The 20,585-nt window shown below is 69.4% G+C and carries 13 protein-coding genes, 1 tRNA gene and 2 rRNA genes; 13 read left to right on the forward strand and 3 right to left on the reverse strand.

Annotated elements, in window-relative coordinates; genetic code table 11:
* From ACWGKJ_RS31830 to ACWGKJ_RS31845, 4 genes are all read left to right on the forward strand, one after another.
* Positions 1-73, forward strand: a 23S ribosomal RNA gene (locus ACWGKJ_RS31830); the annotation flags it as partial.
* Positions 74-150: 77 nt separating this feature from the next.
* Positions 151-267: ribosomal RNA gene (gene rrf / locus ACWGKJ_RS31835) — 5S ribosomal RNA — on the forward strand.
* A 96-nt stretch (positions 268-363) separates the two neighbouring features.
* Positions 364-1,050 (forward strand): DegT/DnrJ/EryC1/StrS family aminotransferase, encoded by a 687-nt coding sequence (locus ACWGKJ_RS31840; protein WP_385024626.1) that lies wholly within the window; start codon positions 364-366, stop codon positions 1,048-1,050.
* A gap of 121 nt (positions 1,051-1,171) precedes the next feature.
* Positions 1,172-1,244, forward strand: a tRNA-Thr gene (locus tag ACWGKJ_RS31845).
* 58 nt (positions 1,245-1,302) lie between these two features.
* Here the strand turns inward: ACWGKJ_RS31845 and ACWGKJ_RS31850 are convergent.
* The gene (locus ACWGKJ_RS31850; RefSeq protein ID WP_385024628.1) at positions 1,303-3,960 is read right to left on the reverse strand and encodes a SpoIIE family protein phosphatase; all 2,658 of its coding nucleotides are present in this window, start codon (positions 3,958-3,960) and stop codon (positions 1,303-1,305) included.
* Between the two features lie 263 nt (positions 3,961-4,223).
* Between ACWGKJ_RS31850 and ACWGKJ_RS31855 the strand changes: the two genes are divergently transcribed.
* The 9 genes from ACWGKJ_RS31855 to ACWGKJ_RS31895 all read left to right on the forward strand — a co-directional run bounded on the left by ACWGKJ_RS31855 (position 4,224) and on the right by ACWGKJ_RS31895 (position 18,402).
* Positions 4,224-9,707 (forward strand): HAMP domain-containing protein, encoded by a 5,484-nt coding sequence (locus ACWGKJ_RS31855; protein WP_385024630.1) that lies wholly within the window; start codon positions 4,224-4,226, stop codon positions 9,705-9,707.
* A 256-nt stretch (positions 9,708-9,963) separates the two neighbouring features.
* On the forward strand, positions 9,964-10,644 hold the full coding sequence (locus ACWGKJ_RS31860; protein WP_385024632.1) for a response regulator: 681 nt from the start codon (positions 9,964-9,966) through the stop codon (positions 10,642-10,644).
* Between the two features lie 144 nt (positions 10,645-10,788).
* Positions 10,789-13,590, forward strand: coding sequence for a DNA translocase FtsK (locus tag ACWGKJ_RS31865; RefSeq protein ID WP_385024634.1), 2,802 nt, complete (start codon positions 10,789-10,791; stop codon positions 13,588-13,590).
* A 240-nt stretch (positions 13,591-13,830) separates the two neighbouring features.
* Positions 13,831-14,643: a helix-turn-helix domain-containing protein gene (locus ACWGKJ_RS31870; protein WP_385024636.1), complete on the forward strand. Its 813-nt coding sequence runs from the start codon at positions 13,831-13,833 to the stop codon at positions 14,641-14,643.
* A 48-nt stretch (positions 14,644-14,691) separates the two neighbouring features.
* Entirely contained in the window at positions 14,692-16,155 is a 1,464-nt protein-coding gene (gene rimO / locus ACWGKJ_RS31875) for a 30S ribosomal protein S12 methylthiotransferase RimO (protein WP_385024638.1), read from the forward strand.
* On the forward strand, positions 16,152-16,808 hold the full coding sequence (gene pgsA / locus ACWGKJ_RS31880) for a CDP-diacylglycerol--glycerol-3-phosphate 3-phosphatidyltransferase (RefSeq protein WP_385024640.1): 657 nt from the start codon (positions 16,152-16,154) through the stop codon (positions 16,806-16,808). Before rimO ends, pgsA begins: the two co-directional genes overlap by 4 nt.
* Positions 16,805-17,314: a CinA family protein gene (locus tag ACWGKJ_RS31885; protein ID WP_385024642.1), complete on the forward strand. Its 510-nt coding sequence runs from the start codon at positions 16,805-16,807 to the stop codon at positions 17,312-17,314. The genes pgsA and ACWGKJ_RS31885 overlap by 4 nt, the downstream gene beginning before the upstream one ends.
* Positions 17,315-17,423: 109 nt before the next feature.
* Positions 17,424-17,804 carry a helix-turn-helix domain-containing protein gene (locus ACWGKJ_RS31890; protein WP_385024644.1) on the forward strand — a complete coding sequence of 127 codons (381 nt, stop codon included), beginning with the start codon at positions 17,424-17,426 and terminating at the stop codon, positions 17,802-17,804.
* 124 nt (positions 17,805-17,928) lie between these two features.
* Positions 17,929-18,402 (forward strand): Dps family protein, encoded by a 474-nt coding sequence (locus ACWGKJ_RS31895; protein WP_385024646.1) that lies wholly within the window; start codon positions 17,929-17,931, stop codon positions 18,400-18,402.
* A gap of 482 nt (positions 18,403-18,884) precedes the next feature.
* Here the strand turns inward: ACWGKJ_RS31895 and ACWGKJ_RS31900 are convergent, their stop codons facing one another.
* A complete protein-coding gene (locus ACWGKJ_RS31900; protein WP_385024648.1) occupies positions 18,885-19,664 on the reverse strand; it encodes an SDR family NAD(P)-dependent oxidoreductase in 780 nt (259 codons plus the stop codon).
* 54 nt (positions 19,665-19,718) lie between these two features.
* A complete protein-coding gene (locus ACWGKJ_RS31905; protein WP_385024650.1) occupies positions 19,719-20,570 on the reverse strand; it encodes an Fpg/Nei family DNA glycosylase in 852 nt (283 codons plus the stop codon).
* Positions 20,571-20,585: the final 15 nt, after the last annotated feature.

Consider the following 20,585-nt stretch of genomic DNA (forward strand, 5'->3'; position numbering starts at 1 on the left):
GTTGATAGGCCAGATGTGGAAGCCCGGTAACGGGTGGAGCTGACTGGTACTAATAGGCCGAGGGCTTGTCCTCAGTTGCTCGCGTCCACTGTGTTAGTTCTGAAATAACGAACGACCGTGTCAACACCGGTGTTGTTTATTTCATAGTGTTTCGGTGGTCATTGCGTTAGGGAAACGCCCGGTTACATTCCGAACCCGGAAGCTAAGCCTTTCAGCGCCGATGGTACTGCAGGGGGGACCCTGTGGGAGAGTAGGACGCCGCCGAACAATCTTTCAACGTCGGCCCCTGAACTTCGGTTCAGGGGCCGACGTTTTTTTATGCCCTGTCACTTGGTGTTCACGTGCGCCGAGCACCATGCAGCCATGAGTACCGCGAGGTTCCTGAAGTCCGCAGGCGTCGGAGTGGGCGATGAGGTCGTCGTGTCGGCCTACGGTGATGCCGAAGCGGCCGCTGCCGTGGTGATGGCCGGGGCCAGGCCGGTCTTCGCCGACATAGATTCCGGGAGTTACTGCCTCGACCCGGATGCGGTCGCCGCCGTTCTCACCCCCCGTACCACCGCCGTGGTGGCGCTCGCAGCCTTCGGGCACCCGCCGGACCTGGTGCGCATCGGTGAACTCGGGCGGGTGCACGGGCTCCTGGTCATCGGCCCCGGAGACACCGCCCCGGAGGTTGCCGCGGCGGACGAAGTCGAGCAGCGCCGTTCGCACGCTGCGTACCTGGGCGACCGGCTGACCGGTGTCCGGACACCGGTGCCGAACGCCGCCCACACGTACCGGAGTTACGTGGTCCGGGTGCCCGGCAACGGGCGTCCCGACCGTGATGCCTTCGCCCAGGCCCTGCGGCGCAGGGGAGTGGGGTGCGAAGTGCCCGTGGCGACACCCGTCCACCGGATGCCGGCCTTCCGGCGCGATGTCAGGCTGCCCGAGACCGAGCAGGCTGCCGACGAGACCCTCGCGCTTCCGGTGCACGGCGCGCTGCGCCGGCGTGAACTTCAGCGCATGGTCGCCTCGTGCAACGCGCTCGGAGGTCTGCTCCAGCCGGCTTTCTGAGCAACTCCTCTGCCAGGCAGGTGCGTTGGGCGCGGTGCGCGGCGATGTGCTCAGGCGGAGCCGTGAGGGTGTGGTGGCGGGAAGCACCTTCGACTTCGGGTATGATCTATCTCGTTGCTGCGCCCCAATAGCTCAGTCGGTAGAGCGTCTCCATGGTAAGGAGAAGGTCTACGGTTCGATTCCGTATTGGGGCTCTCACACCGAAAGGCCCCCGCCGGTTGGCGGGGGCCTTTCGCGTGCCGGTCGTACTGGCTACTGGTGCGGCTCGGGCACCCGCATGGCCAGGATCGCCATGTCGTCCGATGCCGGTTCGGCGGCGAACCGCTCCACCGCGCGCAGGATACGGCCGGCCACCGCGCCCGCCGTCAGACCGGTACAGGTGCTGAGCACGTCGGCCAGCCCGTCGTCGCCGAGCATCCGGGTGCCCTCGCGGCGTTCGGTGACCCCGTCCGTGACACAGAGCAGCACGTCGCCCGGTTCGAGGGTCACGGCCTGTTCGTACAGCTCCAGGTCCTCCATCACACCGAGGAGCGGCTGGGGCTCCGCCGCGGGCTCCACGGTGCCGTCCTGGCGGAGCCGCAGCGGGAGCGGGTGGCCGGCGCAGACGACCTTGAGGAGGGCGCTGCCGTCCTCCTGGGGCCACAGCTCCCCGTAGAGGAGCGTCAGGAAGCGGCTGCGGGCGCCCTCGTCGAGGATCGCCGCGTTGAGCCGCTCCAGGACGGCGGGACCCGAGAAGCCCTCACGGGCGAGCAGGCGCAGCGCGTGGCGGGCCAGGCCGGTGACGGCGGCCGCCTCGGGGCCCGTACCGCAGACGTCGCCGATGGCGAAGCCGTAGGCGCCGTCCCGGATGGGGAAGAGGTCGTAGAAGTCGCCGCCCACTTCGTTGCCCTCGCCTGCCGCGCGGTAGATGACCTCCACCTCGACATTGGGCACGTCCGGCAGGCCCGGCGGGAGCAGGCTGCGCTGCAGGGCCTGGCTGATGGCGGTGCGCTCCGAGTACAGGCGGGCGTTGTCGAGGGCGAGCGCCGCCCGGCGGGAGAGGTCTTCGGCCAGCTCCAGGATCTCCTGGCGGAAGTGGTCGTCGGACGGTTTGCCGAGCGTGAGCATGCCGATGACGCGGTTCCGGGCGACCAGGGGCAGTACGACGGTCTCGCCGCCGACCGCGGCCGCCGTGGCGAGCGTGGTGCCGATGCCCGAGCCGAGCGCCGGGCTCGATCCGAGACCGAGGCTGCGCATCGAGGAGGTCAGCGCCGCCTGGTGCGCGGCCTCACCGGGGGCGGCCCAGCTCCTGGCGCCCGGCGTCGGGACAGGCTCGGGCGGACTGATCCGGGAGAGCAGCGCCTTGAGGCCGTCGATGCGCTCCTCGTCCTCGTGCAGGACGTAGGAGAGGTACGGCTCCGACGACTGGTCGGCGATCGTGTAGACGGCGCACCAGGCGGCCAGGGTCGGCACGGTCATCTGTGCCATCAGGGCCAGGGTCTGATCGCGGTCGAGGGTCCCCGCCAGGAGGTCGGAGGCCTCGACGAGGAAGGAGAGCGAGCCGCGGCGCAGCTTCTCCAGCTCACCGAGGCGGGCCGACTCGACGGCGAGCGCGATGCGGTCGGCGGCGAACTGGAGGCGCAGCGCCTGCTCGTTGGAGTACCGGCCGGGGGCCTCGGTGGAAACGCCCAGAGAGCCGGTGAGGCGGCCCTCGACCTTGAGCGGGACGGTGACGACCGAGCGCATCCCCGTGCCGTTGAGCAGCGGCACGGCGCCGGGCACGGCGGCCAGGTCCTCGTGGACCGCGGGCATCCGCGCCGATCCGTACCGTCCGGTGCCGGCCTCGACGGGGACCCGGGCGAAGCGCTGCCGGGCGGAGGGCAGCCCGGTGGTGGCTCTCACCTCCAGCTCCGTCTCGTCGTCGGTCGCGAGGAGCAGGAAGGCAGCGTCGGCGTCGAGCATGTCGCGGGCGCGCTCGACGGTGCGCTGGAGCAGGCCGTCGAGGTCGTCGGGGGCGGGGGAGCCGATGAAGACTTCGAACGGGTCGGTGGTGCGGTGGTCGGAGAAGGAGTTCGAGTCGTTCTGCGGGGTGCGCGGCGGTGTCTGCAGCACCGCGCGTTCGTAGTCGTTCACCAGGAGGCAGACGGTGCTGGGCTCGCCCTGGGCGTCCCGTACGCGCAGATGTGACGCGTAGACGGGCACGACCCTGCCGTCGGCGGTCCGGATGCCGTAGCTGCCCTCCCAGCGGGAGAGCTGGAGGGCGTCGGCGATGCCGGTGCCGGTGCCGGGGGTGTGCGGCCAGGCGGCGAAGTCGGTGAGCTGCTTGCCGACGACCTGCTCGGCGGGGTGGCCGAAGAGCTCTGTCGCGTCCTCGTTCCAGGAGGAGACGGCGCCGTCCGCGTCGATCTGGACCACGGCCACGCGGACCCGCCCGTCGGCGACCGGGAGGAGCTCCGCCGGGAGCAGCGGGCCCGCCGAGCGGGCGCCCACCGGGCGCTGCGGAAGATCGAGTTGGAACCAGACCTGCTTCTGGGTGGGCGTGTAGTCGACGCCCCAGCGGGAGGCGAGCGCCGCGCAGAGCAGCAGTCCGCGGCCGCCCTCCCGGTCCGGGCTGCCGAAGGACTGGCCGCTGCCCTGGAGCGGGACCTCGCGCTCGGGGTAGTGGTCGGCGACCTCCACGCGGATGCCGTCGTCGGTCCGCAGGCACAGGACGTCGGCGTTGGTGCCCGCGTGGACCACCGCGTTGGTGACCAGCTCGCTGGTGAGGACGACGGCGTCGTCGACGACGTCGGAATATCCCCACCCCTGGAGGGTGTCACGTACAAAGGTACGGGCGGTCGCTACCGACCGTCCGACCGGTTCGAAACTGGCAGCCGCTCGCGCGGTGATCACAGAACTCCTCGTACGCGTCTCGACGCCCGGCTCTGCCATGTCGGCCCGCCCCTCGCTGCCCGGTGGTAGTACTGGTGCCTCCGCCCCCGCCGGGCGGACCGGGACGGTTGGACAGCCGGATGCCAGGTTACTTACCTTCGCTGTCCTTGCGGATGCCGGTTACAGGGTTTCCGCCCCGAGTGGGCGGGGACGGTATGCAAAGCTGCCGAACTGTTATGGCCTGGTCCTGCCATGGTGAAACACTGGGCACGCTTCTCGGTACAGCCCCGGGCAGTACGGCCAACCCCTGCGGGAGGGACACGGTGGAGTCTGGCACGGCGGCGCGTGACAAGAACACGCGCGCAAAAAGCGGACAGTCGCCCAAAAAGCGACACCACGGGACAACTGAAGTGGATACCGCTGCCCTGGGCAGACTGCTGACCGCTCTGGCCGCGATGCGCGACGGGAACTTCCGGCGGCGTCTGACGGTCTCGGGCGACGGCACGATGGCCGAGATCGCGGCCGTCTTCAACGAGGTCGCCGACCGCAATCTCCATCTGACGGGCGAGGTTGCCCGGGTGCGCAGGATGGTCGGCCGTGAGGGAAAACTCACGGAGAGGCTGGAGACGGGGGCCCTGGAGGGTTCCTGGGCGGTCGCGATCGACGCGGCGAACGAGCTGGTGGACGATCTGGCGCGGCCGGTCTCCGAGGTCGGCAGGGTGCTCTCGGCGGTGGCCGAGGGCGATCTGGAACAGCGGATGGATCTGCGCTCGCAGGCCATGGACGGTGTGGAACGGCCGCTGCGCGGTGAGTTCCTGAAGGTCGCGCGTACGGTCAACAACCTGGTCGACCAGTTGTCGGCGTTCACCGACGAGGTGACGCGGGTCGCGCTGGAGGTCGGCACCGAGGGCAAGCTCGGCGGTCAGGCCCAGGTGCGTGGTATGTCCGGTTCGTGGAAGGGCCTCACGGATTCGGTGAACACCATGGCGTACCGGCTGACCGCGCAGGTACGTGACATTGCTCTCGTGACGACCGCGGTCGCCCGGGGCGATCTGTCACGCAAGGTCACCGTCCATGTGGCCGGTGAGATGCTCCAGCTGAAGAACACCGTCAACACGATGGTCGACCAGCTGTCCTCGTTCTCCTCCGAGGTGACACGGGTCGCACGTGAGGTGGGGACCGAGGGGGAGCTGGGCGGTCAGGCGGCCGTGCCGGGTGTGGCCGGGGTGTGGAAGGACCTCACCGACTCGGTGAACACCATGGCCGGGAACCTGACGTCCCAGGTGCGCGGTATCGCGGAGGTCACCACGGCCGTCGCCAACGGTGATCTCTCGCAGAAGGTCACGGTGAGCGCACGCGGCGAGGTCGCCCAGCTCGCCGAGACCATCAACCAGATGACCGAGACGCTGCGTACCTTCGCGGACGAGGTGACCCGGGTGGCCAGCGAGGTCGGCGCCGAGGGGCTGCTGGGCGGCCAGGCGCAGGTGCCGGGCGCGGCGGGCACCTGGAAGGACCTCACCGACTCCGTCAACACCGTCTTCCGCAACCTCACGACACAGGTGCGGGACATCGCCCAGGTGACCACCGCGGTCGCCAACGGCGACATGTCGCAGAAGGTCACGGTGAACGTGGCCGGGGAGATGCTGGAGCTGAAGAACACCGTCAACACGATGGTGGACCAGCTGCAGTCGTTCGGTTCCGAAGTGACCCGGGTGGCACGGGAGGTCGGTGTCGAGGGCCGTCTCGGCGGGCAGGCCGAGGTGCCGGGCGCCGCGGGGACATGGAAGGACCTCACCGACTCGGTGAACACGGCCTTCCGTAACCTCACCGGCCAGGTACGGGACATCGCGCAGGTCACGACGGCGGTCGCCAACGGCGATCTGTCGCAGAAGGTCACCGTCGATGTGGCCGGCGAGATGCTGGAGCTGAAGAACACCGTCAACACCATGGTGGCGCAGCTCTCGTCCTTCGCCGACCAGGTGACGCGGATGGCGCGCGACGTGGGCACGGAGGGCCGCCTCGGAGGGCAGGCCCGGGTGGACGGTGTCAGCGGTACGTGGAAGGAGCTCACCGACTCCGTCAACTTCATGGCGGGCAACCTCACGTCGCAGGTGCGCCAGATCGCCCAGGTGACCACCGCGGTGGCGCGCGGTGACCTGTCGCAGAAGATCGACGTGGACGCGCGCGGCGAGATCCTGGAGCTCAAGAACACCATCAACACGATGGTCGATCAGCTGTCCGCCTTCGCGGAGCAGGTGACCAGGGTCGCCCGTGAAGTGGGTACGGACGGCAGGCTCGGCGGCCAGGCGCAGGTGCCGGGTGTGGCCGGGGTGTGGCGCGATCTGACCGACTCGGTGAACGGGATGGCGGGCAACCTCACCGCGCAGGTCCGCAACATCGCGCAGGTGGCGACGGCGGTGGCGCGTGGTGATCTGTCGCAGAAGATCGATGTGGACGCGCGTGGCGAGATCCTGGAGCTCAAGAACACCCTGAACACGATGGTCGATCAGCTGTCTTCGTTCGCGGAGCAGGTGACGCGGGTGGCCCGTGAGGTGGGCACCGAGGGGATCCTGGGCGGTCAGGCGGAGGTCCAGGGGGTCTCCGGCACCTGGAAGGACCTCACCCAGTCCGTCAACTTCATGGCGAACAACCTGACGTCGCAGGTGCGGAACATCGCCGAGGTGACCACCGCGGTCGCCAAGGGCGATCTCTCGAAGAAGATCACGGTCGACGCGAAGGGCGAGATCCTCGAACTGGTCACGACCGTCAACACGATGGTCGACCAGCTGTCGTCCTTCGCCGAGCAGGTGACACGGGTCGCGCGCGAGGTCGGCACCGAGGGAATCCTCGGCGGCCAGGCCCGGGTGCGCGGGGTCACCGGCATCTGGGAGGACCTCAGCGACAACGTGAACCTGATGGCCAACAACCTGACCATCCAGGTGCGGAACATCGCCCAGGTCGCCACGGCGGTCGCCAACGGCGACCTCACCAAGAAGGTGACGGTGGAGGCGCGCGGCGAGGTCGCGCAGCTCGCGGACACCGTCAACACGATGGTGACGACGCTCTCCTCGTTCGCCGACGAGGTGACGCGGGTGGCGCGTGAGGTGGGTACGGACGGCTCGCTCGGCGGTCAGGCACGGGTGCCGGGGGTCTCCGGTACGTGGAAGGACCTCACCGAGTCGGTGAACTCGATGGCCTCCAATCTGACCGGACAGGTGCGCCAGATCGCCACGGTCACCACCGCCATTGCCAAGGGCGACCTGACGAAGAAGATCGATATCGACGCCCAGGGCGAGATCCTGGAGCTGAAGACCACCATCAACACCATGGTCGACCAGTTGTCGAGCTTCGCCGAGCAGGTGACCAGGGTGGCCCGCGAGGTGGGCACCGAGGGTCAGCTGGGCGGTCAGGCGCGGGTGCGGGACGTGGACGGCACCTGGCGCGACCTGACCGAGTCGGTGAACGAGATGGCCGGGAACCTGACCCGTCAGGTGCGGGCCATCGCGGCCGTGGCCACGGCGGTGACCCGCGGCGATCTCAATCTCAAGATCGATGTGGACGCGGCCGGTGAGATCCAGGCGCTCCAGGACAACATCAACACGATGATCGCCAACCTGCGTGACACCACGGTCGCCAACAAGGAGCAGGACTGGCTGAAGGGCAACCTGGCCCGTATCTCCGGACTGATGCAGGGGCGCCGTGAACTGGTCGATGTGGCGTCGCTGATCATGAGCGAGCTCACGCCGGTCGTCTCGGCCCAGCACGGCGCGTTCTTCCTGGCCGTGCCGACCGGCTCGGCCGCGGAGAGCGGTGCGGACGCCGAGAACGCGTACGAGCTGCGGATGCACGGCAGTTACGGGTATTCGGCGGGCTCCATGCCGACGACGTTCCGGCCGGGTGAGACGCTCATCGGCACGGCGGCCGAGGAGAAGCGCACGATCCTGGTGGAGAACGTGCCGCCGGGGTACCTGAAGATCTCGTCCGGTCTCGGCGAGGCGCCGCCCGCCCATGTGATCGTGCTGCCGGTGCTCTTCGACGGGAAGGTACTCGGAGTCATCGAGCTGGCCTCCTTCCAGCCCTTCACACATATCCAGAAGGACTTCCTCAACCAGATCGCGGAAATGATCGCGACGAGCGTCAACACGATCAGCGTCAACTCGAAGACCGAGGTGCTGCTCAAGCAGTCGCAGGAGCTGACCGAGCAGCTGCGGGAGCGCTCCGCCGAACTGGAGAACCGGCAGAAGGCACTTCAGGCGTCCAATGCCGAACTGGAGGAGAAGGCCGAGCTGCTGGCCCGGCAGAACCGCGACATCGAGGTGAAGAACACCGAGATCGAGGAGGCCAGGCAGGTCCTCGAAGAGCGTGCCGAGCAGCTCGCGGTCTCGATGCGCTACAAGTCCGAATTCCTGGCGAACATGTCGCACGAGCTGCGTACGCCGCTCAATTCGCTGCTGATTCTCGCCAAGCTGCTCGCCGACAATGCCGAGGGGAATCTCTCCCCGAAGCAGGTGGAGTTCGCGGAGACGATTCACGGTGCGGGTTCGGATCTGCTCCAGCTGATCAACGACATCCTGGATCTGTCCAAGGTCGAGGCGGGCAAGATGGATGTCAGCCCGACCCGGATCGCGCTGGTCCAGCTCGTCGACTACGTCGAGGCGACCTTCCGGCCGCTCACGGCGGAGAAGGGCCTCGACTTCTCGGTACGGGTCTCGCCCGAACTGCCCGCCACGCTGCACACGGACGAGCAGCGGCTGCTGCAGGTGCTGCGCAACCTCCTCTCCAACGCGGTGAAGTTCACCGACTCCGGAGCGGTGGAACTGGTCATCAGGCCCGCCGGAGCCAATGTGCCGAACGCCATCCGTGAGCAGTTGCTCGAAGCCGGTTCGCTGCGCGACGCCGACGGGGATCTGATCGCGTTCTCGGTCACGGACACCGGGATCGGTATCGCGGCGAGCAAGATGCGGGTGATCTTCGAGGCCTTCAAGCAGGCGGACGGGACCACCAGCCGCAAGTACGGCGGCACCGGGCTCGGTCTGTCCATCAGCCGGGAGATCGCCCGGCTGCTCGGCGGTGAGATCCATGCGGCGAGTGAGCCGGGGCGCGGTTCGACGTTCACCCTGTATCTCCCGCTGCACGGCAGTGAGCTGCCTCCCCAGGGATATCCGCAGCTGGCTCCGGGTTCCGTGGAGCGGACGCCCGGCGGGTCCGACGACGGGACACGGACCGAGGCCGGCCAGACGCCCGGCATGACGCCCACGGACAGCCAGGGTGGTCCCGCGGAGCTGCTGCGCAGGCGCCGCAGGTCGCTGGGGCAGGCGAACGGACAGCCGGCGCTGCCCGCCAGTTCAGGGGTGCAGGCAGCTACGTCGGAACCAGGGACATGGGTGGAGGAGACCGAGGAGACGGCCGAGCCGCGCCGGGTCTTCCAGTTCGGCGGCGAGAAGGTGCTGATCGTCGACGACGACATCCGCAACGTCTTCGCGCTCACCAGCGTCCTGGAGCAGCACGGCCTCTCGGTGCTGTACGCGGAGAACGGCCGGGAGGGCATCGAAGTCCTCGAACAGCACGACGACGTGACGGTCGTTCTGATGGACATCATGATGCCGGAGATGGACGGTTACGCGACGACCACGGCCATCCGCAGGATGCCGCAGTTCGCCGGGCTGCCGATCATCGCGCTCACCGCGAAGGCGATGAAGGGCGACCGGGAGAAGGCCATCGAATCCGGTGCTTCCGACTATGTCACCAAGCCGGTGGATCCCGATCATTTGCTCACGGTAATGGAACAGTGGATGAGCGGTGAGTGATCGATTGAAGAGGAAATCTCCATGAGTTGCTGACTGGCCGTGGCCGGAGGCGTGTGAGGCGGGCGTATGCGGGGAACCTTCTGGGCTCCCGGCGCGTTTCTGCATACATGTGCCGTGACATGGCGGTGACATCGCGGTGACAGGGTGTGGCGACAGGCGGGGTGCGGTTACCATGACCGGCACAAGGACGGACGGCGTTACGGAGCTGTCCCCTGGGGCGGCGCCCGGTGCACTGCCGGGACGAGGAGGACGGGCCATGGTGCAGAAGGCCAAGATCCTCCTGGTCGATGACCGGCCGGAGAATCTGCTGGCGCTGGAGGCCATTCTCTCCGCGCTCGATCAGACACTGGTGCGGGCATCGTCCGGGGAGGAAGCGCTCAAGGCGCTGCTGACGGATGACTTCGCAGTGATTCTGCTGGACGTCCAGATGCCGGGCATGGACGGTTTCGAGACCGCCGCGCACATCAAGCGGCGGGAGCGGACCCGGGACATCCCGATCATCTTCCTCACCGCGATCAACCACGGGCCGCACCACACCTTCCGGGGCTATGCCGCGGGGGCCGTGGACTACATCTCCAAGCCTTTCGACCCGTGGGTGCTGCGCGCGAAGGTGTCGGTCTTCGTCGAGCTCTACATGAAGAACTGCCAGCTGCGGGAGCAGGCGGCGCTGCTCCGGCTCCAGCTCGACGGCAGCGCCCCCGCCGTCGGCGACGCCAAGGAGCCGGCCGGGCTGCTGGCCGAACTGTCCGCCCGTCTGGCGGCAGTTGAGGAGCAGGCGGAGGCGCTCTCCAAGCAGCTCGACGAGGAGTCGGCGGACGCGGCCGCGGTGGCCACCGCGGCCCATCTGGAGCGCAAACTCACCGGTCTCCGCAGGGCCCTGGACGCGCTGGAGCCGGGCACGGGCGGCCCGACCGCCGCGGTGCCGTCGCAGAATTGACGGCCCGTCCGGCCGCTGTTGCCGCTGAGGGGGCGTCATCACGCGTCACCGTGCGTCAAGAAGGCGTGCTCACCAGGGCGACACGAACGGGTGAAGCGGTAAGCACACGTGTCCGCCGCCGCGGACCCAGGTAACCTCGGCTCCATGGCCTCACGTACGTCCGGCAAGGGTTCCCCAGGTACGGCGGGCACCGCCAAGCCGCGTGCCGGCCGTACCGGCCCAGCCAAGAAGGCAGTTCCGGCGAAGAAGACGGCTGCGAAGAAGGCCGCCCCCGCGAGGCGGGCGCCCGCCAAGAAGGCGGCGGCGAAGCCCGCACCGAGACCGGCACCGTCCCCCACCGGGGGCGTCTACCGGCTCGTACGGGCCGTCTGGCTCGGCGCCGCGCACGGCGTCGGGGCGATGTTCCGCGGCATAGGACGCGGCGCGAAGGGGCTCGACCCGGCCCACCGCAAGGACGGGGTGGCCCTGCTGCTGCTCGGCCTGGCCCTCGTCACCGCGGCCGGCACCTGGTCGAATCTGCACGGGCCGGTCGGCGATCTCGTCGAGATGCTGATCACCGGCGCCTTCGGCCGGCTCGATCTGCTGGTCCCGATACTGCTGGGCGCCATCGCCGTACGGCTGATCCTCCACCCGGAGAAGCCGGAGGCGAACGGCCGGATCGTCATCGGACTCTCCGCGCTGGTGCTCGGGGTGCTCGGCCAGGTCCACATCGCCTGCGGAGCCCCCGGGCGCGGGGACGGCACATCGGCGCTGCAGGACGCCGGCGGCCTGATCGGCTGGGCCGCGTCCAAACCGCTGATCTTCCTGATGGGCGACGTCCTCGCCGTACCGCTGCTCCTGCTGCTGACCGTCTTCGGGCTGCTGGTCGTCACGGCCACCCCCGTCACCGCCATCCCGCACCGGCTCAGGGCGCTGGGGGCCCGTCTTGGCATCGTCGACCCGGAGCCCGCCGCCGAGCTGGACGAGGACGACGACGAGCGCTACGAGGACCAGTGGCGCGAGGCGCTGCCGGCCGGCCGGCGTACGAGCGGCGCGCGCGGGCGCACCCCCGAGCTCTACGACGCCGAGGCGGCCGAGGAGCAGGCCGTGGAGCAGGCCCTCACCAAGCGCCGCTCCAAGCCGCGCAGGCCCTCCGTGCAGCCCGCGCCGGGGCGGGGCATGGACCCCGTGGATGTCGCCGCCGCCGCTGCCGCAGCGCTGGACGGGGCCGTGCTGAACGGGCTGCCGCCCTCACCGCTCGTCGCCGATCTCACCCAGGGTGTCTCCGTGGAGCGCCCCGAGGCCACCCCGTCCGGTACGCCGGCCGCGGCGCCCGTGCCGTCCGCCCGTGAGTCGGCGGGGGCCGGGAAGTCGGGGGACGCGGACGCCGACGGGGCGAGCGGGGCCGTACCGGACCTGACGAAGAAGTCCCCGAAGCCGCCCGAGTCGCAGCCGCTGCCGTCCCGGGCCGAACAGCTCCAGCTCTCCGGCGACATCACCTACTCGCTGCCCTCACTGGACCTGCTGGTGCGCGGCGGCCCCGGCAAGACCCGCAGCGCCGCCAACGACGCGGTCGTCGCCTCGCTCTCGAACGTCTTCAGGGAGTTCAAGGTCGACGCGGCCGTCACCGGCTTCACCCGCGGCCCGACCGTCACCCGCTACGAGGTGGAGCTGGGCCCGGCCGTGAAGGTCGAGCGGATCACCGCGCTCACCAAGAACATCGCCTATGCGGTGGCCAGCCCGGACGTGCGGATCATCTCCCCGATCCCGGGGAAGTCCGCGGTCGGTATCGAAATCCCCAACACCGACCGGGAGATGGTCAACCTCGGCGATGTGCTGCGCCTCGCGGACGCGGCGGAGGACGACCACCCGATGCTGGTGGCGCTCGGCAAGGACGTCGAGGGCGGCTATGTGATGGCCAACCTGGCGAAGATGCCGCACGTCCTGGTCGCCGGTGCGACCGGTTCCGGAAAGTCCTCCTGCATCAACTGCCTGATCACCTCGATCATGGTGCGGGCGACCCCCGAGGACGTACGGATGGTGCTCGTCGACCCCAAGCGCGTCGAGCTGACCGCGTACGAGGGCATCCCGCATCTGATCACCCCGATCATCACCAACCCCAAACGCGCCGCCGAGGCGCTCCAGTGGGTCGTACGCGAGATGGACCTGCGGTACGACGACCTCGCCGCGTACGGCTACCGGCACATCGACGACTTCAACCAGGCGGTGCGCAGCGGCAAGGCCAAGGCGCCCGAGGGCAGCGAGCGCGAGCTCGCCCCGTACCCGTATCTGCTGGTCATCGTCGATGAGCTGGCCGACCTGATGATGGTCGCGCCGAGGGACGTCGAGGACTCCATCGTCCGGATCACCCAGCTGGCGCGCGCCGCCGGTATCCATCTGGTGCTGGCCACCCAGCGGCCATCGGTCGACGTGGTCACCGGTCTGATCAAGGCGAACGTGCCGTCACGGCTCGCCTTCGCCACCTCGTCGCTCGCCGACAGCCGGGTCATTCTCGACCAGCCGGGCGCCGAGAAGCTGATCGGCAAGGGCGACGGGCTCTTCCTTCCGATGGGGGCGAACAAACCGACCCGTATGCAGGGCGCCTTCGTCACCGAGGAGGAAGTCGGGGAGATCGTCCAGCACTGCAAGGACCAGATGGCGCCCGTCTTCCGCGACGACGTGGTGGTCGGCACGGCCAAGAAGAAGGAGATCGACGGCGATATCGGCGACGATCTCGATCTGCTGTGCCAGGCGGCCGAACTGGTCGTCTCCACGCAGTTCGGGTCGACATCGATGCTCCAGCGCAAGCTGCGGGTCGGCTTCGCCAAGGCCGGCCGGCTGATGGACCTCATGGAGTCGCGGAACATCGTCGGGCCCAGCGAGGGCTCGAAGGCCCGCGATGTGCTGGTGAAACCGGATGAACTGGACGGTGTGCTCGCGGTGATCCGCGGGGATACCGAGCCGTAGCCGGTCCGTGGCCCTCAGGGGCAACCCTTTCCCCCGGCCGTACGTCCAGTTGGGGAGAGACAGCAGAGAAATTGGGCCGGAGATGTACCGCAGTCGGGTTGTCATCCGGTCCTACCGGCGGGTCGCCCCGTGATCCGCCTATCTGATGGCGTACAAAGTGCGCGCTCAGGTTGCCCCACCCTTTCACCACCCCCCTAGACTGAACATCCAGCAGGTGGCTCACGCTCGAAAGGCGCCCCCGTGTCCATCGGCAACTCCCCCCAGGACGACCGGCCTTCGATCGGTCACACCCTCCAGCAGGCCCGGATCGCCGCGGGTCTCACGGTCGAGGAAGTCAGCTCCGCCACACGGGTGCGCATCCCCATCGTGCACGCGGTCGAGCAGGACGACTTCTCCCGGTGCGGCGGCGATGTGTACGCCCGCGGCCACATCCGTACGCTGGCGCGCGCCGTCTCGGTCGACCCGGCTCCGCTGGTCGACCGGTACGACGCGGACCACGGCGGCCGTCCCGAGCCGACCCCCGTCGCGCCGCTCTTCGAGGCGGAACGGATCAGGCCGGAGCGCCGCCGCCCGAACTGGACCGCGGCCATGGTCGCGGCGATCGTCGTCGTGGTCGGCTTCGTCGGGTTCACCATGTTCAGCGGCGGCGACAGCGGCAGCAAGGGCAACAAGCAGGTCGCCGAAGGCCCCACCACCGCCACCAAAGGGCCCGGCCCCAAGCCCAGAAAGCCGGCCGATCCCAAGCCCAGCACCCCCGCCGCGTCGGACAGCGCCATCGCGGCCGTGCCGAAGGACAAGGTGACGGTCAAGCTCTCCGCCGTCGACGACAAGAGCTGGATCTCCGCGAAGGCGCACAACGGAAAGCTGCTCTTCGACGGGGTGCTGGCCAAGGGCGAGTCCAAGACCTTCACCGACGCACAGCAGGTCGATCTGATCCTCGGGAACGCCGGCGCGATCCAGCTGTTCGTCAACGGCAAGGACGTCCACAACGACTTCCAGGCCGGTCAGGTCGAGCGCCTCTCGTACACCAAGGGCGACCCGGAGGCGGGCTGATCACCCTCGCGGGACGGGCGTGGGCCGGGACAAAGTAGTCTTGAGCCCATGCCCGAACGCCGTACCGTCGCCCTTGTCACTCTTGGCTGCGCCCGTAACGAGGTGGACTCGGAGGAGCTCGCAGGCCGCTTGGCAGCGGACGGCTGGGACCTCGTCGAGGACGCCGCCGCCGCGGATGTGGCCGTAGTCAACACCTGTGGATTCGTCGAAGCCGCCAAGAAGGACTCCGTCGACGCCCTGCTCGAAGCCAACGATCTCAAGGATCACGGCAAAACCCAGGCGGTCGTCGCCGTCGGCTGTATGGCCGAGCGGTACGGCAAGGATCTCGCGGAAGCGCTCCCCGAGGCCGACGGGATCCTCGGATTCGACGACTACGCCGACATCTCCGACCGCCTCCAGACCATTCTGAACGGCGGGATCCACGCCTCGCACACCCCGCGCGACCGCCGCAAGCTGCTGCCGATCAGCCCTGCCGAGCGCCAGGAGACGGCCGGGGTGGCACTTCCCGGCCACGCCCAGGACACCCCGCCCGACGATCTCCCGGACGGTGTCGCCCCGGCCTCCGGGCCACGGGCCCCGCTGCGCCGCAGACTCGGCAACAGCCCCGTGGCCTCCGTGAAGCTGGCATCCGGCTGTGACCGGCGGTGCTCCTTCTGCGCCATCCCGTCCTTCCGCGGCTCCTTCATCTCGCGGCGCCCCTCCGACGTGCTCGGTGAGACACGCTGGCTGGCCGGGCAGGGCGTCAAGGAGGTCATGCTGGTCTCCGAGAACAACACCTCGTACGGCAAGGACCTCGGCGACATCCGGCTCCTGGAGACACTGCTGCCCGAGCTCGCCGACGTCGAGGGCATCGAGCGGATCAGGGTCAGCTATCTGCAGCCCGCCGAGATGCGGCCCGGACTGATCGACGTGCTGACGTCGACACCGAAGGTCGCCCCGTACTTCGACCTCTCCTTCCAGCACTCGGCGCCCGGGGTGCTCCGCGCGATGCGCCGCTTCGGGGACACCGACCGGTTCCTGGAACTGCTCGCGACGATCCGTGGCAAGGCGCCGCAGGCCGGCGCGCGCTCCAACTTCATCGTCGGATTCCCGGGCGAGAGCGAGAGCGACCTGGCCGAGCTGGAACGCTTCCTGACCGGTGCGCGGCTCGACGCCATCGGCGTCTTCGGCTACTCCGACGAGGACGGCACCGAGGCGGTCGGCTACGAGAACAAGCTGGACGCCGAAGTCATCGCCGAACGGCTTGAGCACATCTCGCGGCTCGCCGACGAGCTGACCGCGCAGCGGGCCGAGGAGCGGCTGGGTGAGACGCTCTCGGTGCTCGTGGAGTCGGTGGACGACGAGGACGGCGCCGTGGGGCGGGCCGCCCACCAGGCGCCCGAGACGGACGGGCAGGTGGTGTTCACGACAAGCGAGGGCCTGGTCCCCGGCCGTATGGTCGTGGCGAAGGTGGTCGGCACCGAAGGTGTCGACCTGGTGGCCGAGTGTCTCGGTGAGGAGGCAGCCAGATGACCGGAGTCCCGGCATCCGCCACAGGCGGTACCGGTGCCAAGCCGGCGCCCGCCGGCAAGCTGGGTGCTGCGGCGGTCAATCAGGCGAGCCTGTGGAATGTCGCCAATCTGCTGACCATGGTGCGGCTGGTGCTCGTGCCCGGGTTCGTGCTGCTGCTGCTCCACGGCGGCGGCTACGACCCGGTCTGGCGTGCCTGGGCCTGGGCCGCCTTCGCCGTCGCGATGATCACGGATGTCTTCGACGGCCATCTGGCACGGACGTACAACCTGGTCACCGACTTCGGGAAGATCGCCGACCCCATCGCCGACAAGGCGATCATGGGGGCGGCCCTGGTCTGTCTCTCGTACCTCGGTGATCTGCCCTGGTGGGTCACGGGTGTGATTCTCTTCCGGGAGCTCGGGATCACCCTGATGCGGTTCTGGGTGATCAGGCACGCGGTCATTCCGGCCAGCCGCGGAGGCAAGATCAAGACGCTCGCCCAGGGCACGGCCGCCGGGATGTACGTCCTGGCTCTGACCGGTCCGCTGGCGACACTGCGCTTCTGGGTGATGGCGGTCGCCGTGGTGCTGACCGTGCTGACCGGGCTCGACTACGTACAGCAGGCCGTGACCGCGCGCCGCAGGGGACTCGCGGCCGAGCGGGCCGCCCGGTGAGTTCGGCGGCCGTGGTGCTGGAGCTGCTGGCTGACCGGGGGGAGACCCTCGCCGTGGCGGAATCGCTCACCGGCGGTCTGCTGGCCGCGGAGCTCACTTCCGTCCCAGGGGCCTCCCGGGTCTTCCGCGGCTCTCTCACGGCGTACGCGACGGCCGTCAAGCAGGAAGTCCTCGGCGTCGACGGGGGGCTGCTCGCGGAGCGCGGTGCGGTGGACCCCGGGGTTGCCCGGCAGATGGCGGCCGGCGTGCGGCGGCTGCTGGGCGCGGACTGGGGGATGGCGACCACCGGGGTGGCCGGCCCCGGCACGCAGGACGGGCAGGCGGTCGGCACGGTGTATGTGGCGGTTTCCGGACCGGGCGGGGCAGAGAATATGGCCTCACTGCGGTTGAACGGGGACCGGGCGGAAATCCGTAGGGAGAGCGTGCTGGGCGTTCTCGGACTGCTCTGCGATGAACTCCGCAGGAATGCGCGGACACAGGATACGGAAGAGAACGGGGGGAATTGATGTTTGCAGCCCTGAGTGAACACGACATCGCTCCCCGCACGGCCGCGGCGCAAGGCGGTACGGTGGGGCGTGAAGGATGCGGCTACGCGGTCCGAGGAGGGAGCCACCGATGATTCTGCTCCGTCGCCTGTTGGGTGACGTGCTGCGTCGGCAGCGCCAGCGCCAGGGCCGTACTCTGCGCGAAGTCTCCTCGTCCGCCCGAGTTTCTCTCGGTTATCTGTCCGAGGTGGAGCGGGGGCAGAAGGAGGCATCCTCCGAGCTGCTCTCCGCGATCTGCGACGCGCTTGACGTACGGATGTCCGAGCTCATGCGGGAGGTGAGCGACGAGCTGTCGCTCGCGGAGCTGGCCGAGTCGGCGGCGTCGACCGAGCCCGTACCCGTGCCGGTACGCTCGATGCTCAATTCCGTCTCCGTGACGTCGGTCACGGGCGTGCCCGAGCGCGTGACGATCAAGGCGCCTGCCGAAGCCGTGAATGTAGTAGCGGCGTAGTACGGCTTTCCGGCTCCGGCTGGTCCTCAGGGACCGGTCGGAGCCATTTTTTTGCCCTGAATGTCCGGTGTGAGGATATTTGTGCCATGGTGGTGGGAACGTACGAACATATGGGAGGCCCCGCATGTCTGGCGTGAAGAGCTCTCTGCCCGAAGCCGATCTGAAAGTGGTCGGAGAGGCACTTCAGGGTGCGCTCGCGGATCTGGTCGATCTCTCGCTGGTCGCCAAGCAGGTGCACTGGAATGTGGTCGGGCCGCGCTTCCGGTCGGTGCACCTCCAGCTCGACGAGGTGGTCGACACCGCGAGGCAGTACATGGACGCGGTCGCGGAGCGGGCCTCCGCGGTCGGGGTGACACCGGACGGACGGGCCGCGACGGTCTCCAGGACCAGTGCGATCAGTGAAGCCCCCGCAGGGTGGATCAAGGACACCGACGCCATCAGGACGCTGGTGGACGCGCTCGGGGCCGTCATCAGCCGGATGCGGGAGCGGATCGCGGCCACCGATGCCCCGGACCCGGTGACACAGGATCTGCTCATCGGGGCCACCGCGGCCCTGGAGAAGCACGCCTGGATGTACCAGGCGGAGAACAACGCGTAACGGCGTGCGCATATGCGCCGGGCGGGCGTCTCGTGCGCCCTCCCGCCGGGTGGCGGTGACCGGCCCCAGGCGGCGCCCCGGCCGGAACGTTTACCGGGCTCCCCGCTCCGGTGCGACCTCTGCGACGGCCTGCTCTGCCTTCTCGTCGTTCCCCGCGCCTTTTCCGGCGCGGTTCCGGCGGTGCGGGCGGCTCGGTTTTCGGGCTGATGGGGCTGACTGCAAGGGAGTGGCGCGGCGGTGGGTGCCGGCGGGGGCGCTGGCGCTGCTGCTCGGCGGGCTGTGGTGGTGGGCCGTGCTGCGGCTGGTGCTGACACCTTCCGGGTCCGGGCCGCTGGAGAGCGCTGTCGCGGTCGGGGGATGGGGGCTGAGCCTCCTGCCGATACATGTGGTGGCGTTTCCGGCCGGGCGGGCGGGGGGCCGTTCGCGGTGGGCGGGTCCGCGCTCTGCCTCGGCGCGGCGGCGGGGGTCCGGACGGTGCCGGTTCACCAGGGCATCGCGACGCCGCCGTTGGGGCGCAGGATCTGACCGGTGGTGAAAGCGGCGGCGTCGGATGCCAGATGGAGTACGGCGTGCGCGATCTCCTCCGGGGCGCCCACGCGGCCCAGCGGTGACATCCGGGACATCAGGGCGGCGGTGTGCGCCTGGGCCTCGCTGTTGTTGTGCCGCTCCGTCATGGGGGTGCGGATCCAGCCGGGCGCGACCGCATTGACCCGGATCCCGTGCGGGCCCACCTCGGTCGCGAGTGTTTTCGTGAGCTGGAAGACGGCGGCTTTCGTCACGCCGTAGCAGAGCAGGCCCGGCCCGCCGGTGTCCACGGCGCCCGATGCCATCGTGACGATGCTCCCCGCAGTGCCCGTCGCGATCATGGCGCGGGCCGTGGCCTGGCAGGCGTAGAGCACGCCCTTGAAGTTGACGGCGAGAACGCGGTCCAGATCCTCGTCCCGCGTCTCCAGGACGGGACTGCTGTGCATGATTCCCGCGACTGCGGCGAGGATGTCCAGCCGGCCGGCGGCTGTGACGGCCGACTCGACGGCCGCCTCCACACCGGCGCGGTCGGAGACGTCCAGCGGATGGGGGTGCGCGGCGCCGCCCGCATTCGTGATCGTGGCGACGGTCTCGCGCAGCCCCGCATCGTCGCGGTCCGCGCAGTGGACGGCGGCGCCCGCCTCCGCGAGGAGTACGGCACTGGCGCGGCCGATGCCGCTCGCCGCGCCGGTGACGAATGCGGTGCGGCCGGTGAGGTCGTACGCCGTGACGGGCATGACGGGACCGTACGACCGGAACTGACGGGTCGTCAACTGTGTTGCGGGCGGGGGCTAGGAGGCGGTGGGATCAGTGGGGCTGGTGGGTTCTGTGGGACTGGTGGGTTCGGTGGGTCCGGTCTGGCAGGTGGGGCACCAGTACGTCGGACGCTCACGGCTGCCGTTGCCCTGGCCGCTGTCGGTGCGGATGGCCCGGCGTACGGAGGTGCCGCAGCGCAGGCAGGGGCGGGGTGCGCGTCCGTAAACGTACAGACGCTGGTCCGGCCGGCCCGTGGTGCTGCGGACCGGGCGGTCGCGGTTGGCCTCCAGTAGCTTCTTCGCCACGGTGACCGCCCTTTCGGGGCGGGGGAGCTGCCCGACCGGCAGCCAGGGGGTGGCGCGCAGCAGGAAGCAGATCTCCGCTGCGAAGACATTTCCGATTCCTGCGAGGTTGCGCTGGTCGAGCAGGGCCTCGACGAGCGGCCGGCCGGGGTCGGCCAGCAGGTTGGTGAGTGCTCTGCCGGGGTCCCAGTCGGGGCCCAGGAGGTCCGGGCCGAGATGGCCCACCACCGTGCTCTCGTCGGTGGTCCGCAGCAGTTCGAGTACGGGGAGGCGGTAGCCGACGGCGGTGTGGCCGGACGTCCCGAGGACGGCACGGATCTCGTACGTGGGGCCGCCGCGCCAGCGTTCACCCGGGACGTAGACCTTCCAGGCGCCTTCCATCCGCAGATGGCTGTGCAGAGTGAGGCCGCCTTCGACACGTGTCAGCAGGTGTTTGCCGCGCGGGATGACGCCGAGGACGGTGCGCCCGGTGAGATCTGCGGTGGCGAACCGGGGGACGCGCAGGTCGAACCGGGTGAGAACGTGGCCGGCGAGCGCCGTGTGCAGTCGCGTGGCCGCCTGGTGGACGCTGTCTCCTTCGGGCATGTCTCCATGATGCGG

The sequence above is a fragment of the Streptomyces sp. NPDC054757 genome (genome assembly GCF_053612185.1).

Coding starts and splice junctions, on each gene's coding strand:
- ACWGKJ_RS31865 (WP_385024634.1), top strand. CDS start 10,789: ATGGCCTCACGTACGTCCGGCAAGGGTTCCCCAGGTACGGCGGGCACC.
- ACWGKJ_RS31895 (WP_385024646.1), top strand. CDS start 17,929: ATGTCTGGCGTGAAGAGCTCTCTGCCCGAAGCCGATCTGAAAGTGGTC.
- pgsA (WP_385024640.1), top strand. CDS start 16,152: ATGACCGGAGTCCCGGCATCCGCCACAGGCGGTACCGGTGCCAAGCCG.
- ACWGKJ_RS31850 (WP_385024628.1), bottom strand. CDS start 3,960: ATGGCAGAGCCGGGCGTCGAGACGCGTACGAGGAGTTCTGTGATCACC.
- ACWGKJ_RS31900 (WP_385024648.1), bottom strand. CDS start 19,664: ATGCCCGTCACGGCGTACGACCTCACCGGCCGCACCGCATTCGTCACC.
- ACWGKJ_RS31840 (WP_385024626.1), top strand. CDS start 364: ATGAGTACCGCGAGGTTCCTGAAGTCCGCAGGCGTCGGAGTGGGCGAT.
- rimO (WP_385024638.1), top strand. CDS start 14,692: ATGCCCGAACGCCGTACCGTCGCCCTTGTCACTCTTGGCTGCGCCCGT.
- ACWGKJ_RS31890 (WP_385024644.1), top strand. CDS start 17,424: ATGATTCTGCTCCGTCGCCTGTTGGGTGACGTGCTGCGTCGGCAGCGC.
- ACWGKJ_RS31905 (WP_385024650.1), bottom strand. CDS start 20,570: ATGCCCGAAGGAGACAGCGTCCACCAGGCGGCCACGCGACTGCACACG.
- ACWGKJ_RS31860 (WP_385024632.1), top strand. CDS start 9,964: ATGGTGCAGAAGGCCAAGATCCTCCTGGTCGATGACCGGCCGGAGAAT.